The sequence below is a fragment of the Ruegeria sp. AB7 genome, from assembly GCF_056542625.1.
Genome location: NZ_JBQGAC010000008.1, coordinates 62,829 through 78,446 on the forward strand (window position 1 = coordinate 62,829; position 15,618 = coordinate 78,446).

At 59.1% G+C, this 15,618-nt stretch carries 17 protein-coding genes; 4 read left to right on the forward strand and 13 right to left on the reverse strand.

Annotated elements, in window-relative coordinates:
- Nucleotides 1–3 precede the first annotated feature (3 nt).
- From ACR0EN_RS18135 to ACR0EN_RS18145, 3 genes are read left to right on the forward strand one after another with little or no spacing between them, the layout of a single operon-like run.
- The gene (locus ACR0EN_RS18135; protein ID WP_480588182.1) at nt 4–1,926 is read left to right on the forward strand and encodes a nitric oxide reductase activation protein NorD; all 1,923 of its coding nucleotides are present in this window, start codon (nt 4–6) and stop codon (nt 1,924–1,926) included.
- Nucleotides 1,923–2,471 (forward strand): cytochrome c oxidase subunit 3, encoded by a 549-nt coding sequence (locus ACR0EN_RS18140; RefSeq protein WP_480588184.1) that lies wholly within the window; start codon nt 1,923–1,925, stop codon nt 2,469–2,471. The genes ACR0EN_RS18135 and ACR0EN_RS18140 overlap by 4 nt, the downstream gene beginning before the upstream one ends.
- 5 nt (nt 2,472–2,476) lie before the next feature.
- On the forward strand, nt 2,477–2,764 hold the full coding sequence (locus ACR0EN_RS18145; RefSeq protein WP_480439537.1) for a cytochrome C oxidase subunit IV family protein: 288 nt from the start codon (nt 2,477–2,479) through the stop codon (nt 2,762–2,764).
- A 59-nt stretch (nt 2,765–2,823) separates the two neighbouring features.
- Here ACR0EN_RS18145 and hemA read toward each other — a convergent pair whose 3' ends face one another.
- Nucleotides 2,824–4,047 (reverse strand): 5-aminolevulinate synthase, encoded by a 1,224-nt coding sequence (gene hemA / locus ACR0EN_RS18150; RefSeq protein ID WP_480588186.1) that lies wholly within the window; start codon nt 4,045–4,047, stop codon nt 2,824–2,826.
- A 185-nt stretch (nt 4,048–4,232) separates the two neighbouring features.
- Between hemA and ACR0EN_RS18155 the strand changes: the two genes are divergently transcribed.
- Nucleotides 4,233–4,934, forward strand: a complete 702-nt coding sequence (locus ACR0EN_RS18155; protein ID WP_170398170.1) for a Crp/Fnr family transcriptional regulator — start codon at nt 4,233–4,235, stop codon at nt 4,932–4,934.
- Between the two features lie 33 nt (nt 4,935–4,967).
- Here ACR0EN_RS18155 and ACR0EN_RS18160 read toward each other — a convergent pair whose 3' ends face one another.
- The 12 genes from ACR0EN_RS18160 to ACR0EN_RS18215 all read right to left on the reverse strand — a co-directional run bounded on the left by ACR0EN_RS18160 (nt 4,968) and on the right by ACR0EN_RS18215 (nt 15,563).
- Nucleotides 4,968–5,225 (reverse strand): hypothetical protein, encoded by a 258-nt coding sequence (locus tag ACR0EN_RS18160; protein ID WP_170408114.1) that lies wholly within the window; start codon nt 5,223–5,225, stop codon nt 4,968–4,970.
- A gap of 1 nt (nt 5,226) precedes the next feature.
- Entirely contained in the window at nt 5,227–5,931 is a 705-nt protein-coding gene (locus tag ACR0EN_RS18165; RefSeq protein ID WP_170398176.1) for a NapC/NirT family cytochrome c, read from the reverse strand.
- Nucleotides 5,932–5,957: 26 nt separating this feature from the next.
- Nucleotides 5,958–6,392 carry a nitrate reductase cytochrome c-type subunit gene (locus ACR0EN_RS18170; protein ID WP_170398181.1) on the reverse strand — a complete coding sequence of 145 codons (435 nt, stop codon included), beginning with the start codon at nt 6,390–6,392 and terminating at the stop codon, nt 5,958–5,960.
- A 12-nt stretch (nt 6,393–6,404) separates the two neighbouring features.
- A complete protein-coding gene (napH, locus tag ACR0EN_RS18175; RefSeq protein ID WP_170595065.1) occupies nt 6,405–7,316 on the reverse strand; it encodes a quinol dehydrogenase ferredoxin subunit NapH in 912 nt (303 codons plus the stop codon).
- Nucleotides 7,313–8,131 (reverse strand): ferredoxin-type protein NapG, encoded by an 819-nt coding sequence (napG, locus tag ACR0EN_RS18180; protein WP_170513614.1) that lies wholly within the window; start codon nt 8,129–8,131, stop codon nt 7,313–7,315. The genes napH and napG overlap by 4 nt, the downstream gene beginning before the upstream one ends.
- Nucleotides 8,132–8,158: 27 nt before the next feature.
- Nucleotides 8,159–10,651: a nitrate reductase catalytic subunit NapA gene (gene napA / locus ACR0EN_RS18185; RefSeq protein WP_170398190.1), complete on the reverse strand. Its 2,493-nt coding sequence runs from the start codon at nt 10,649–10,651 to the stop codon at nt 8,159–8,161.
- Nucleotides 10,652–10,668: 17 nt separating this feature from the next.
- Nucleotides 10,669–10,941, reverse strand: a complete 273-nt coding sequence (locus ACR0EN_RS18190; protein WP_170513617.1) for a chaperone NapD — start codon at nt 10,939–10,941, stop codon at nt 10,669–10,671.
- Entirely contained in the window at nt 10,938–11,447 is a 510-nt protein-coding gene (gene napF, locus ACR0EN_RS18195) for a ferredoxin-type protein NapF (protein ID WP_170408124.1), read from the reverse strand. The genes ACR0EN_RS18190 and napF overlap by 4 nt, the downstream gene beginning before the upstream one ends.
- Nucleotides 11,448–11,587: 140 nt before the next feature.
- Nucleotides 11,588–13,516 (reverse strand): 1-deoxy-D-xylulose-5-phosphate synthase, encoded by a 1,929-nt coding sequence (gene dxs / locus ACR0EN_RS18200; protein WP_480588188.1) that lies wholly within the window; start codon nt 13,514–13,516, stop codon nt 11,588–11,590.
- 14 nt (nt 13,517–13,530) lie between these two features.
- Nucleotides 13,531–14,397: a polyprenyl synthetase family protein gene (locus ACR0EN_RS18205; RefSeq protein ID WP_480588190.1), complete on the reverse strand. Its 867-nt coding sequence runs from the start codon at nt 14,395–14,397 to the stop codon at nt 13,531–13,533.
- Nucleotides 14,398–14,640 (reverse strand): exodeoxyribonuclease VII small subunit, encoded by a 243-nt coding sequence (locus ACR0EN_RS18210; RefSeq protein WP_010443127.1) that lies wholly within the window; start codon nt 14,638–14,640, stop codon nt 14,398–14,400.
- On the reverse strand, nt 14,637–15,563 hold the full coding sequence (locus ACR0EN_RS18215) for a histone deacetylase family protein (RefSeq protein WP_170819097.1): 927 nt from the start codon (nt 15,561–15,563) through the stop codon (nt 14,637–14,639). Before ACR0EN_RS18215 ends, ACR0EN_RS18210 begins: the two co-directional genes overlap by 4 nt.
- Nucleotides 15,564–15,618 lie beyond the last annotated feature (55 nt).

A 15,618-nucleotide genomic window follows, 5' to 3' on the forward strand; every position in this document is an offset into this window, starting at 1 on the left:
CCGATGGTCAGGATCGATTTTGAGCCATGGGAACCCGAAGAAACGATCGGGAAACTGTGGCACACCCTTGCCAGTCGCCTTAATGCACCTGAAGTGCATGATGGAGCCGCGGTCGACCTCTCAGAGGTCGCAGGGCGGCTGGCAGTCCTCTTTCGAGGACTTGGGGGTAGTCCGGGCGTAGAATTGCGCCCGGTCTCGCCCGAGATTTCGCGCCACCGTCTGGGGTGGCGTTGTCGTCTGGCAACCGAGGCCGAGATGATGCCGCGTGCGTCGTTCGATGGCGAAGTTCTGCGTTTGCCGGATCGGCTGGCGGTGTTTCCCGCGCGTGAAGCCAACGGTGCGCTTTATGTCTGGCTGGCCGCCGCCGCTGCACATGCCGGAACTCGTATCGACGAAGACGACCCGTTGCGCGCCGACCTGCATGCGCTTGTCGCCGCCCGACAGATGGTCGAGGCGGCGTTGCACAACGCCCCCGGCCTGCGCCCGCTATATGCGGAACTGTGTAAGGGCGTGCTGTATCAACGCGACATTTCCGGGCTGCCACCCGTCGAGGCAGCGGTTGAAGAACTGGTCCGCCACATGCTTGGCGACCCCGCGCCTTTGTCGCCAAAGGCTGAACATCTTCTAGCGTTGGATGACGATCTCACCGCCCCGCGCGCCTATCATCATTTCCGGCCTGTCCCGCTGTGGCCCGAGTTGCGCCCGGTCGGGTTCTCCGAACATAACGAAGTGGAGAACCCCGAAACCGAAGGACCGCCTGAGGAATCCGGCGAAAAAACCCACCGTGCCCGCCGCCGCAAGTCGGATCAGGCCAACCGCAGCGACAGTTTCATCCTGCACAAGTTCGAAGCGATCCTCAGTTGGGCCGAGTTCCTGAACATCAACCGGCGCATCGACGATGACGATCCTGATAACGCCAAGAAAGCCGCCGATGATCAGGAAGAGATTGGCTTGGGTCAGATCTCGAAGGCGCCGCCGACCAAACTGAAACTTCATCTGGACCTCGCTCCGGAGGACGTGAACCGCGAACGCCTGTCGGGACGGGTTCTGTATCCCGAATGGGACGTGCGCACCGGCCAATACTTGCCCGATCATGTCAACGTTCTGACCTCGGATGCCGAGATTCGCGAAGATGCCGCCGAGTTCGGCAAAGACCCCGCCACTGCCCGCCGCATCCGCGCCGTGAAACGCCAGTTCGAGGCGCTGCGCCCGGGCCGCGTGATGACGCGCGGTCATCTGGATGGTGACCAATTGGATATCGAGGCAGCCGTTCGGGCGCAGGTAGACCGTTGTGCCAATGGCGAAGGCACCGAACGCATTTGGATGCAATCGCGCCCCGAGGCGCGCGATCTGGCGGTGTCTATCCTGCTGGATGTCAGCCGCTCGACCGAAAGCGCCGTCACAGGCCGCGCCGTGATCGACATTGAACGCGAGGCTCTTGCGGCACTCGCCTGGGGTCTGAACGCCTGCGGCGACGATTTCGCCATCCACGCCTTCAGTTCGCTGAAACGCCAGCGGGTTTACGTGCAGCGCTGCAAACGCTTCGACGAGCCGATGGGTGGTTTGGTGGAACAGCGCATCGCCTCGCTGCGCCCCGGCCACTATACCCGCCTCGGCGCCGCAATCCGCCATTGTTCCGCCGATCTGGCCAGCCAATCGCGCAAACGCCGGTTGCTGTTGATCATCACTGACGGCAAACCCAACGACCTGGACCATTACGAGGGTCGCCACGGTATCGAAGACACCTGCATGGCCGTGCGCGAGGCGCGTAGGGCAGGGCAATCGGTCTTTGGCGTTACCATCGACAAAACCGGCAAAAGCTGGTTCCCGCGCATGTTCGGTCAAGGCGGCTTCGCCGTCATCCCCGACCCGCACCGGCTGATCATGGCCCTGCCTCAGATCTACCGCCAACTGGTTGGAGCATGAGTGACGCCTCATTGATCGATGAGCTTCCGGGCGAGCTGCTGATGTGGGTTCTGATCATCTCGGAATTGCTGGTTTTCGGCGCGGGCCTGATTGCCTTCATGGGCGTTCGGCTGACCGACCCGACAGGATTTGCCGAGGCTCAATCGCACCTTTACCGGACAGGGGCGGCGCTCAACACGGTGGTGCTGGTCACCTCGGGCTATCTGGCGGCTCAGGCGCTGCAGTGGCGAAAAATCGCGCGCCGGGGCGTGGCTCGAATGGCCTTGATCACTGCCGCCGTGCTGGGTGTCGTGTTCCTGATCATCAAAGGTGCGGAATACGCGGGCAAAGCTGCACATGGGATCACCTATGAGACCCACCCATTTTTCCTGTTCTATTATCTGCTGACCGGGTTTCACGCCGCACATGTGTTGGCAGGGGTCGGTATCCTGCTGCTGGTCGCCTGGCGTGACGATCCACGCAACATTGAGGCAGGTGCGCAGTTCTGGCACATGGTCGATCTGGTCTGGATCATGCTTTTCCCCGTGATCTACCTGCTGGGATAATCCCGATGCCTGCAGCACCATCTTTTCCCAAATACTGGCGAAGAGCGCTCCATAATTCGCTCACACGTGCATGGCTGACCCTTTTGGTGCTCAGCGTCGCATCAGCACTGCTGACTGTGCTGCCCATCCCGCCAGCCGTTCTGGCGGGGTGTATTCTGGTCCTCGCACTGGCGAAATGTCGCGTTATCCTGGCTTGTTATCTTGATCTCGTAAACAGCCCGGCCTGGCTGCGAGGTTTCACCATGGTGCTGACGGGCTTTGCCATCATTGTCTTCGCCCTCTACCTGATCTGACTCAAAAAACGCCGCCTCCGGGGAGACGGCGAAGTATTACGCTAGGGGGCGCTTCTTGGTTACTGGGCTGCCATCGGCATGCGCGCAATCTGACAGCGTTGCCAGAGGGTGGACAGCGCGCCAACCAGATGCTCGATATCCTCATCCGTATGTACCGGAGACGGCGTGATCCGCAGACGCTCGGTCCCTTTTGGTACGGTGGGATAATTGATCGGCTGAATGTAGATGCCGAACTCTTCCAGCAGCGTGTCCGAGATAAACTTGCACTTCACCGGATCGCCAACCATCACCGGGATGATGTGGCTGGGGTTAGGAATATGAGGAATACCTTCCGCATCCAAATGAGCCCGAACCTGCGCTACACGGGCTTTCTGCAGGTCGCGTTCAGCATTCGATTGTTTCAAATGCCGGATCGAGGCCGCGGCCCCGGCGGCAATCGACGGCGGCAGGGCGGTGGTAAAAATAAACCCACTGGCGAAGCTGCGCACGAAATCGCACAGCGCAGCCGAGGCAGCAATATACCCGCCCACCACACCGAACGCCTTGCCAAGCGTGCCTTCGATCACCGTCAGGCGATCCATAAGGCCTTCTCGTTCAGCGATACCACCGCCGCGTGGCCCATAGAGGCCAACGGCATGAACCTCATCCAGATAGGTCATCGCGCCGTATTTGTCGGCGAGATCGCAAATCTCTTTGATGGGGGCGATGTCACCATCCATCGAATAGACCGACTCGAACGCGATCATCTTCGGCGCATCGGGATCAGCTGCGGCCAGTTTGGCTTCAAGGTCATCCAAATCGTTGTGTTTCCAGATCACCTTCTGCGCCCGCGAGTGGCGGATGCCTTCGATCATCGAGGCATGGTTCAGTGCATCAGAGAATACGATCAGGCCGGGGATTTTCGCGGCGAGAGTGCCAAGGGCTGCCCAATTCGAAACATACCCGGAAGTAAACAGAAGCGCGGCTTCCTTTCCATGCAGATCGGCCAGTTCGGCCTCAAGCAGCACGTGGTCGTGAGTGGTGCCTGATATGTTTCGCGTGCCCCCGGCCCCCGCGCCACAGCGATCCAATGCGTCATGCATTGCATCGATAACTGATGGGTGCTGACCCATGCCAAGATAGTCATTCGAACACCAGATCCGCACATTTCGCTGGACAGATCCATCCGTCTGACGTGCGTTCGGGAAAGAACCACAGCGACGTTGCAAGTCTATGAAAACACGATAGTTCCCTTCATCCCGAAGGTCACTGAGGCTTTGACTGAAATAACGCTCGTAGTCCATGTTACGTGCTCCCCGGAATACTGGCTTTGAGCCGAGAATAGGGCAGCGAACCAAGCCGCAACATGACAATAGTCAAGTTTAGACAACATAAAACTATGGTGCACAACTGCCGGCTCTGGCATAGCGTGGAACAGGGATGGACCGACCGCGCCCATGCGCCAGCAGGAAATAACAGGGGTATTCTCTTGTCTCACGAAGCACAAAAAGCGATCGCACGTCAGTCGCTGCTGCTGCGCAGTTTACCGGAACAGCATGTGGAAACACTGCTGAGCCACGCGATCTGGCGTCAGTATGACCGTGGTGAGACAATATTCCTGCAGGAGGAAAAAGCGCAGGCCATCCACGTCGTGCTTGAGGGTTGGGTCAAGCTGTTCCGCATGACCCCCACCGGGGCCGAAGCCGTCGTGAGCGTCTTCAAACGTGGTGACAGCTTTGGTGAGGCCGTAGCTCTGCGTAACGTTCCCTATCCTGTATCCGCCGAGGCCGTATCGGCCTGTGATGTCATGCATATCCCCAGTCCGATCCTGATCTCATTGATGAGAGAGGACCCTGAGATCGGTATTTCTATTCTGGCCGCGACCTTTACCCATCTTCACTCGTTGGTGGCGCAGCTAGAGCAACTCAAGGCTCAGACCGGAGCGCAACGCGTGGCCGAGTTTTTGTTGAATCTCTGCGACAGCGACAAAGGCGGATGCGAGGTTTTGCTGCCCTACGACAAGATGCTCATCGCAGGCCGTCTGGGGATGAAGCCGGAAAGCCTGAGCCGGGCGTTTTCGCGGCTCAAGGCGGTGGGTGTGAAGATCAACCGCAACCACGCCGAAATCTCGGATATCGCGCTTTTGCGGGACTATGCCGAAAGTGATCCGGCGGAAAACTGGGGACGTTGACCCCGGCATTGCCGCCGGGCCCGACCAACCACTTCAGACGGTTGCGCCCTTGCGGCGAATGGCGGTGCCCAGACTTCCGGCGCAGAGGCCAACGATAATTGCGATCAGCAGCGCTATCGTTCCAACGTGGGAAATCTGCCAACCCGCAAAGAGCAGAGGCGCGATCAGGCCAACCAATCCACCCATCAGTGCACCCAACCAGTATTGGCGCGTCATCATTCCCAGTGCCAGACCCAGAATGCCGGGCAGACCCAGTACGTTACCGCCGATGGTTCCAAGTATCTCTAACATCTCAGTCCCCACCTTGTTCCGAGCTTTTGTTCAGGAACGCGCGGATGTCGTCCCCTGATGCTGCAGCGTGTTCCTGGAGAACCTCACCATCTACCTCTTTCGCAATCTTCTCATACGTTTCCAAATAATTGGGTGGGAGACTGTGTGCGATGCCCTGGTGGCAATCGATGCAGGTCATGCCGGTGTCGATTGCGCGCTGGTGTTCGCTGGCTGCGCGGGTTTCCTGAAGGGTGAAGTCCATATAGTCAAAGTTGTGGCAGTTGCGGCATTCGCGGCTGTCGGATTCCTTCATCTTCTTCCATACGGCCGACGCCATGGAAAGACGATGGTCCTCATACTTCTCTTTCGTGCTGATGGTGCCTGCCAGTTCGTGGTAGACGTCCTTCACGGCCATGATCTTGGCCTTGATCTTGTGGTTCCACTCGTCCGGGACGTGGCAATCGGAACAGATGGCCCGCACGCCGGAATCGTTATTGTAATGGACCGTTTCCCGATATTCGCCCAGATTGGTTTCCATCGTGTGGCAGGATACGCAGAACTCTTCCGTGTTGGTCAATTCCAGTGCCCAGTGGAACCCACCCCAGAACAGGATGCCTGCCAAAAACCCGGCCAGTAGTGTAAAGCCGACGCTGAGGACGGCGATCGGGCTCCAGAACCAGGTCCAGAGGCGCCGGATGAGTCCTTGTTTTTCTTGGGAGTCGGACATGTCGCGCTCTCCTTTTCGACCTGTGTTCAGTTTCCGGAGGAAGGTTCAAAAGTGTTATCGACCAGAGGCAGCGCATCGGCCTGTGGTACGTGGCACTGATTGCAGAAATACCGTGTGCCGGCGATCTGATCCAACTCTCGCCCTTCGCGGTCCAGATAGTGAGTCATCGACAACGTCGGAGCGTTGCGTTCACCAGCCTTGGTCCAGTCATGGCAGGAGAGGCACTGATTGGTGCGCAGGTCGATCTGGTACTGTTCGATCGAATGTGGGATCAGCGGCGGCTGCTGGCGATAATTACGCTGCATACGGCCTTCGACTGTCCGATGCACCTGATCCAAAACGGCGGGCTCATCGACTTCGGCACCGCGTAGGCTGTTAACTCCGGCAGACTGCGCGAGGGCCAGGCCACCGAGGAGCAGCGGCGGGATCAGGGCAAGGCCCACTAGGATCGGCTTTTTCATCTTCTCACTCCTTCAAAAAGGTCTTGAGGCGCGCGGCTGGGGCGCGGCGGTTGATTCCGGTGGCGCGACGGTCAGGGCGTCGAACCGATGGGTGAATTTGAAAACGTCTTCAGCGCAGACATCGATGCAGCGACCGCAATTGGTGCAGTCGGGCGACAGGATCAGCGGGTTGTCTTTGCCTTTCAGCGCCGGAGAGATCACATGGTTTTCCGGGCAAACCGCGTAGCAGTCCATGCAATCGTCACAGGCGTTGCGATTGGCGGCGCTGACCCGCAGCATCGCCTTGCTGCCCACCAGTCCGTAGAATGCGCCTACGGGGCAGACATGGCCGCACCATCCATGGCGCGAGACAAGCAAGTCAAACAGGAAGATCGCGGCGACCATCGCCCAGACGAAGCCCATGCCAAAGATCAACCCGCGATGCAGCATGGTGATCGGGTTGACCAGTTCCCATGCAATTGCGCCAGTCAGGCCAGAGACGATCAGCACAGTGGCCATGATCCACAGCCGCGTTCCGCGTTTGGGCTGCCAGCCTTTTTGCAGACCCAGCTTGCGGTGCAGCCAGTGCGCGCCGTCGGTTACAGGGTTGATCGGGCAGACCCACGAGCAATAGACTCGGCCTCCGACCAGCGCGTAGGTCACCAGAACGATGACGGCACCTATGGCGGCAGTCAGCTCGGGCCAGTGCCCTGCGATCAGACTTTGCAGAAAGACAAACGGATCGGTCAGGGGCAGTACGCCTAGGGTCAGCGATCCGGCCAGAGTGCCCTGCACGATCCAGAGGCCGAACCACGGGCCCAACAGGAACAGTACCAGGAAGAACACTTGGCTGGCGCGGCGCAGCAGCAGGTATTTATGGGCACTCAGCCAACCTTTGGCGGCGATAGCTTCATGCCCCAGCGGCATGTTTGTGCGGACGGTCATTGAGTGACCTCCGGCAATTTGAAGCTGGGCTCAAACCCGCCCGGTGCGACAAGGTTATCGGTGCCCGGTCCCGGCAGGCGATCAGGCAAATCGATGATACCTTCGACGACGGGCGCGCCTTTGGCTTCTTTCTCTTCCCAGCCCTTGCGGTAGTGATCGGCGCTGCTGCCCCGAGCCAATCGGGCGGGCAGCACCTTGATCGCCGCTTCGGGCAGAACGCAGCTTTTCTCGCAAACGCCGCAGCCGGTGCAATGATCGGCGTGAACGGTTGGAATGAAGATTGCATGACTGCCTGAGCGGGCGTTGTGTTCGGTCTCCAGCGTAATGGCCTCGTCGATGACGGGGCAGACGCGGTAACAGACATCGCAGCGCAGGCCGAAGAAGTTTAGGCAGTTTTCCTGATCGACCAGAACGGCGACACCCATCTTGGCGTCGTCGATATTGTCCAGTCCCGGGTCCAGCGCCCCGGTCGGGCAGGCAGCGACGCAGGGGATGTCGTCACACATTTCGCAAGGGATATCGCGGGCGGTGAAATACGGCGTGCCGGTGGCCACCGCATCGACACCCAGCTCGGCCAGTTTCAGCGTGTCATAGGGACACTCTCGCACGCACAGACCACAGCGGATGCAGGCTGACAGAAAGTCTTTTTCCGGCAAGGCACCGGGGGGGCGCAACGCCTCGGCCGGCAACGCCCGTGCGTCCCGCGCCAGCCAGGCCAGCAAGGACCCGGCTGCTACGCAGCCGCCCGCTGCGCGCGCCGAGTCCTGCAGGAACCGGCGCCGCTGCGGCGAAAGGGGAGTGCCAACACGAGACATGGGGACGACCTTTGCCTTGCCAGCCTTTTACGCGCGCTCGACCTTACAGGCGCATTTCTTGAAGTCGGTCTCTTTCGAGAGCGGGCAGGTCGCGTCCAAAGTCAGCTTGTTTGTCAACTGGCCTTCGTCGAACCATGGCATGAACACCAGGCCACGCGGCACTTTGTTCCGGCCTCGGGTTTCGACCCGGCTGTTAACTTCGCCGCGGCGGGTGGAAAGAACGATCTCCTGCCCGCGGCGCAGACCGCGGTCGCGCGCATCATCCGGGTGCATGTAGACAACGGCGGCGGGATAGGAGCGGTGCAGTTCGGGCACGCGGCGGGTCATCGAACCTGAATGCCAATGTTCCAGCACACGCCCGGTGCAGAGCCACAGGTTGAATTCCTCATCCGGTACCTCGGGGGCGGGTTCGTATGGCGCGAAGATGATCTTGGCCTTGCCGTCCTTATGGCCATAGAATTTCACGTCTTCGCCTTCAGGCACATACGGATCATAGCCTTCTCGGAAGCGGTACAGTGTTTCCTTGCCATCCACGACTGGCCAGCGCAGGCCACGCGCCTGGTGGTAGGTTTCGAATGGGGCCAGATCGTGCGCGTGGCCGCGCCCAAACTCGGCATATTCCTCGAACAGGCCCTTTTGCACGTAGTAGCCAAAGTGCTCGGACTCGTCGTTGTCGAAACCCTCTGCGGTCTCTGACAGCGGGAACTTGTCGATCGTGCCATTGGCGAAGAGCACGTCATACATGGTCTTACCACGATGTTCTGGCATGGTGGCCAGCAGTTCCTCACCCCAAACCTCTTCAACGGTGAAGCGTTTGGAGAACTCCATCAACTGCCACAGATCGGATTTCGCTTCGCCCGGAGCTTTGACCTGTTGCCGCCAGAATTGGGTGCGACGCTCGGCGTTGCCATAGGCGCCTTCCTTCTCGACCCACATGGCGGTAGGCAGGATCAGGTCAGCCGACAGGGCTGTTACAGTAGGATAAGGATCGGAGACGGCAATGAAGTTCTCCGGGTTGCGATAGCCGGGATAGCCTTCTTCGTTGATATTGGGCGCGGCCTGCATGTTGTTGGTGCACTGCACCCAATAGGCATTCAGATCGCCGTCCTTCAGCTTGCGGTGCTGCAAAACGGCGTGGAATCCGGGTTTGGGTGGGATGGTGCCCGCAGGAATTTTCCACGCGGTCTCGCAAATCTCGCGGTGTTTGTCGTTTGCAACAACCATATCAGCTGGCAGACGGTGAGCGAAGGTTCCGACCTCACGTGCCGTACCACAGGCCGAAGGTTGACCGGTGAGCGAGAAGGGCGAGTTTCCGGGTTCGGAAATCTTACCCACCAGCAGGTGCACATTGTACATCAGCGAGTTCACCCACGATCCGCGAGTGTGCTGGTTGAAGCCCATGGTCCACAGGCTCATCACTTTGCGGTTGGGGTCGGCATATTGCTGGGCCAGACGCTCAAGCTGAGCGGCAGGAACACCGGAGAGTTCCGATGTGTATTCCAGCGTGTATTCCGATACCGCTTCGGCATATTCTTCGAAGCTGATCGGCTCCATCTTGCCAGAGTTTGGATTCTCTGCCTCTTCCTGCAGCGGGTTGTTATCGCGCAGTCCATAGCCAATATCGGTGGCGGTCTTGGTGATGTTGACGTGTTTGTTGACGAACTCTTCGTTCACCGCGCCGTTCTGGATAATGTAGTTGGCGATATAGTTCAGGATCGCCAGATCGGTCTGCGGCGCAAAGACCATTCCATTGTCGGCCAACTCGAACGAGCGGTGTTCATAGGTCGACAGTACATGCACTTCGGATCCCGGTTTGGTCAGACGCGTGTCGGTCAGGCGTGACCACAGAATCGGGTGCATCTCGGCCATGTTCGAGCCCCAGAGCACGAATGTGTCTGCGTGCTCGAAATCGTCATAGCAGCCCATTGGTTCATCAATGCCGAAGGTGCGCATGAAGCCGACAACCGCCGAGGCCATACAATGGCGCGCGTTGGGGTCGATGTTGTTGGATCGGAAACCGGCTTTCATCATCTTGGCAGCAGCGTAGCCCTCCCAAACGGTCCACTGGCCCGAACCGAACATGCCAACGCTGGTCGGGCCTTTCTTGGCAAGGGCCTCTTTCCACTTGGCGGCCATGACGTCGAAGGCTTCGTCCCAGCTGACTGGTTCGAACTCACCGTTCTTGTCATATTCGCCGTTGGTTTTGCGCAGCATCGGCGTGGTCAGGCGGTCTTTGCCGTACATGATCTTGGACAGGAAATAGCCCTTGATACAGTTCAGACCGCGGTTCACTGGCGCATCCGGGTCTCCTTGGGTAGCGACCACGCGCCCGTCTTTGGTGCCAACCAGAACCGAGCATCCGGTGCCGCAGAACCGGCAGGCGGCTTTGTCCCAACGGATATCAGGGTTGCCGACCTGAGCGCTGGCTTGTCCGGTCGCAAGGGGAAGTCCTGCGGCTGATGCTGTCGCAGCGGCGGCGGTTGATTTCAAGAAGGTCCGGCGGGATTCAGAGATGGTCATGACATGGGTCTCCGGCTTTAGATCTGGCGAGAAGCGTTAAGGTGCGGACGGGTCTCCGCGAGGTCTTCGAAATGGTGGTAGGTCAGGGTCAGAGAGATCACACCCGGGATCTGGTGCAGATCCATGATCGTCTCGGACGCCATTTTTTCAGGCGTATCCTCGACCACAACAACAATGCGGCCATCCTCGGATGCCGCGTGAACTTCTGCCCCGTTTGTACTTGCAATCGCGGCCTGTGCACTCTGCGTGGTTTCGGGGGCTACATGGACGAGGCATCCACAGATATTCATAAGGCTACCTCCTGAGTGGGCGGGGTGTGGCGTTCAAAGCTGACAGAACCGGCAGGACAGGCGCTGGCACAAGCGCCACAGCCGGTGCAAATATCGGTGTCGAGTTGGGGTTCTGCACGACCACCGGTTTGCAGCCGAAAGCGGATCGCATTGTGGTCGCAGACATCCTGACAAACCCGACAGCTGACACCATTCATCGACAGGCAAGAGGCCGACACCGCAGCGCGCCAAGGCCAATCAGCCACGTGTTCAGGATTCAGCGCCCCGGTCGGGCAAGCATTGGCGCAATCACCGCAAAATGTGCATGGGCCTGCGTCCAATTGCACAACAGGCCAGCCTTGCGCGTCGAAACGGATGATATCTTCAGGGCAGGCCTCGCGGCATTCGTCGCATTGAGTGCAAAGCTCAAGAAACTCGGTCACCGCACCCGGTGGGTGGATGGCTGATGTATCCTCGCGCAGCACTTTCCCTTTCAGGAATGCGCGTCGGCTGGCTAGCTTGTTCATTCGCTCGCGACCTTTGAGTGATCGACAGGGGTTGGCCTGCCTGACTCGGGTGTTAGCGTAGCACAGCGTGTAAGGAATTGACCTAGATCATTTTTGAACTGCTTATTTTTTCAGCATCCATGGGCGGCAACACCCGAATATCAGGCGCGTTTCTCACCGATTGTAGCAACGCCAAGAACCGAGAGAACCTTTGCCTCGATCTGTTCTGCGTTCATTCCTGCGACGGCGTACATATCCGCCGGGCTCGCCTGATCGATGAAGATATCCGGCAGCACCATCGAGCGATACTTCAACCCTTCGTCAAACACGCCCTCATCCGCAAGCAATTGTGCAACATGGCTGCCAAAGCCGCCGATGGCCCCTTCCTCGATGGTGATCAGTGCCTCGTGATTGGCAGCCAGATCAAGGATCAGGTCCCGATCCAGCGGTTTGGCAAAGCGTGCATCGGCGATGGTGGGCTTGATCCCGCGTGCCGATAGCGCCTCTGCTGCTTTCTGCACCTCGGCCAGCCGCGTACCGAAAGACATCAGCGCCACCCGGGCACCTTTCTGGATCAATCGGCCCTTGCCGATCTCCAATATTTCTCCGCGCTCGGGCAGATCAACGCCCGCTCCTTCGCCGCGAGGATACCGGAAAGCGATCGGGCCATCGTCATGTGCCACCGCAGTGGCGACCATGTGCATCAATTCGGCCTCATCTGCAGCCGCCATGACAACCATACCCGGAAGGTTGGCCATGTAAGCAATATCAAACGACCCCGCATGGGTCGCACCGTCTGCCCCAACCAGACCCGCACGGTCGATGGCAAATCGCACCGGCAGGCGTTGGATCGCCACATCATGCACAACCTGATCATAGCCACGCTGCAGGAAGGTTGAATACATCGCACAGAAAGGCTTCATCCCCCCGGCGGCCAACGCAGCCGAGAAGGTCACGCCATGCTGTTCGGCAATCGCTACGTCGAAACAGCGCGACGGATAGCGCTCCGCAAACAGGTTCAGCCCGGTACCGTCCGGCATCGCGGCTGTAACCGCGACGATCTTGTCATCCCGCGCTGCTTCATCGACCAGTGTCTTGCCAAAGACCGAGGTATAGGAAGGCGCGTTCGAAGGCGCCTTTTTCTGCTCGCCCGTCACCACATCGAACTTGGCGGTCGCGTGACCCTTGTCGCGGGCCTGTTCGGCGGGGGCATACCCCTTGCCTTTCTTGGTCAACACATGGATCAGGATCGGTCCGCTTGCCTTCGCCTTGACCGCACGCAGAACCGGCAGCAACTGGTCCAGATCATGCCCGTCGATCGGGCCAAGATAGGAAAAGCCGAGCTCTTCAAATAGCGTCCCGCCCATGGCCATGCCCTTCAGCATATCCTTGGCGCGCTTTGCCCCTTCGCGGAAGGGTTCCGGCAGCAACGACACCGCACCTTTGGCAGCAGCTTTCAGATCGTGAAATGGTTCTTCGGCATAAATGCGCGATAGATAATTCGATAGGGCACCCACCGGCGGTGCAATGCTCATCTCATTGTCATTGAGAATTACGATCAAGCGTTTCTTCAGGTGGCCTGCGTTGTTCATCGCCTCAAAGGCCATGCCGGCGGACATAGAGCCATCGCCGATCACAGCGATCGCATCGCCCAGCCCTTCAGGCGTAACGCCGCCCAGATCACGCGCGACAGCAAAGCCTAGCGCGGCACTGATCGAGGTACTGGAATGTGCAGCGCCAAATGGATCATAGGCGCTTTCACTGCGCTTGGTGAATCCGCTTAGGCCGCCTTTTGTGCGAAGGGTGCGAATTCGGCCCCGGCGTTCTGTCAGAATCTTGTGCGGATAACACTGGTGACCTACGTCCCAGATGATCTTGTCTCGTGGCGTGTCGAATACCGCGTGCAGCGCCGTGGTCAGCTCGACGACACCCAGACCCGCGCCCAGATGCCCTCCGGTCACCGAAACTGCTGAAATCGTCTCGGCCCGCAACTCATGTGCGACCTGATGCAACTGCGCATCTGAAAACTGCTTCAGATCCGCTGGGCGGCTCACAAGGTCCAACAAGGGCGTATTCGGGCGGTCAGACATTTGGCGTTCCTGGCTTAGCTGTCCCGGGCAATAACGAAGCGGGCAGCCTGCTTCAAGGTTTCTGCAGCGGGGCCATGTTCGTCCAGCGCAGCACAAGCCTGATCCACAAGCTCAATTGCACGGGATCTGGCGGCGTCCAGACCCAGTAGCGAGATAAAGGTCGCTTTGCCCGCCTCGGCGTCTTTCTGCAGCCGCTTTCCGGCCTTTTCGGCATCTCCTTCGACATCCAAAATGTCATCCGCGATCTGAAAGGCAAGCCCAAGCGCCTGGGCATATTGGCGCAAGGGGGTGGGATCGGCCTGCGCCAATCGCGCACCCGCACAGGCGGACCATTCGATCAACGCACCGGTCTTGCCCGCTTGCAGATGTGTAATCTCATCCAGTGTCAGCGGCTCCGCCGCCGTCTCAGCGGCGATATCCAGCGCCTGACCCAGAACCATACCCTGTGCGCCGCTCGCTTTTGCCAGTGTTAGAGCCAGTTCAGCGCGTATTTCAGCATTTCCGACCTCTGGCCGCGTGCAAAGCTCAAACGCAAGTGTCTGCAGCGCATCCCCGGCCAGAACGGCGGTGCCCTCATCCCATTTCACGTGCACCGTCGGGCGTCCACGCCTCAGGTCGTCATCATCCATGCAAGGCAGGTCGTCATGGACCAGAGAGTATGCATGCAGCGCTTCGATACCTGTCGCTGGCCAGATTGCCCGAGCTGTATCGACGCCAAGCAACCGCGCGCTTTCCAATACCAGAAACCCTCGCAGACGCTTGCCGCCCTCGGTGGCATAGGCCATGGCCCGTGTCACATCCAGATCATCCAGCGCGCTCAGAACCAGATCGAAATGGCTCTGAATCAGCGTGGCATCCTGTGCCAGCTTTTCACGAAACATTTACTGACCTTCGACAGGCGTCGTCCCGGTTGGCTGGCCATCTGCGTCCAGAGTGATCGCGGCCACTTTTTCCTCAGCACGCTTCAGCTCATCCTCGCAGCGCTTCTTCAATGCGGCGCCACGTTCGTACAGCGCAATCGATTGATCCAGCGCCACATCACCACGTTCCAACTGGCCAACCACGGCCTCAAGCTCTTTCATCGCTTGTTCGAACGTCATTTGTTCAACTGGGGTATCGGTCATCGTGCTGCCTTTATCAGTTCTTCCACATGGGCGCGTGTCGCCTCGGCCAATGCGTTCAGATCATAACCGCCTTCCAGAGTCGAGACGATACGGCCATCACACACGTCATCGGCAATCTTGCACAGCTCCGCCGTGATCCAGGCGAAATCGCCAGTGGACCAATTGAGATTGGCCAACGGATCATCCTGATGCGCATCAAACCCAGCGGAAATAATGATCAGTTCCGGCCTAAACGCCCGCAGACGCGGAAAGGCTTGCGCTTCATAGGCTGCCCGCATCTCGGCCCCACCCGTGCCCGGAGCCAATGGTATGTTCAAAACGGTTTCATAAGCACCGGTCTCATCCGGGCGGCCCGAGCCGGGCCATAAGGGCATCTGCTGGCTGGTAATCACCAAAGCGCGTTTCTCATCCCACAGCAGGTCTTGCGTGCCATTGCCATGATGCACGTCGAAATCCACCACTGCCACGCGGTTCAACCCGTGATGATCCAACGCGTGCTTTGCAGCCAGCGCGGCATTCCCAAACAGGCAGAACCCCATGGCCGTCTCGGTCTCGGCATGATGCCCCGGAGGCCGAATAGCGCAAAACGCGTTCGGCGCTTCGCCGGCCAGAACTATATCAACGGCCCGCACGGCGGCACCCGCCGCACGATAGGCTGCATCAACAGATCCCGGAGACATGAACGTATCCCCATCAATCTGTTTGAACCCATCCGGGGGCCTGTGGTCGAGAATATCGCTGATATGGTTCTGCGGATGCACCCTTAGCAGATCATCATCCGCCGCCAACGGCGCCGTCACACGCTGAAGATCCAGCCCCTCAAGCGCATGCAGGATATGCTCCAACCGCGCAACCCGTTCCGGATGTCCCTCAGGTGTCACATGGTTCAAACAATCTGCATGGGTCAATAGGGCGGTTTTCATCAGGATCCCATCTTCATCTGGCTAAAAATACCTTCGCCGAAGGCTTAAGATCGCC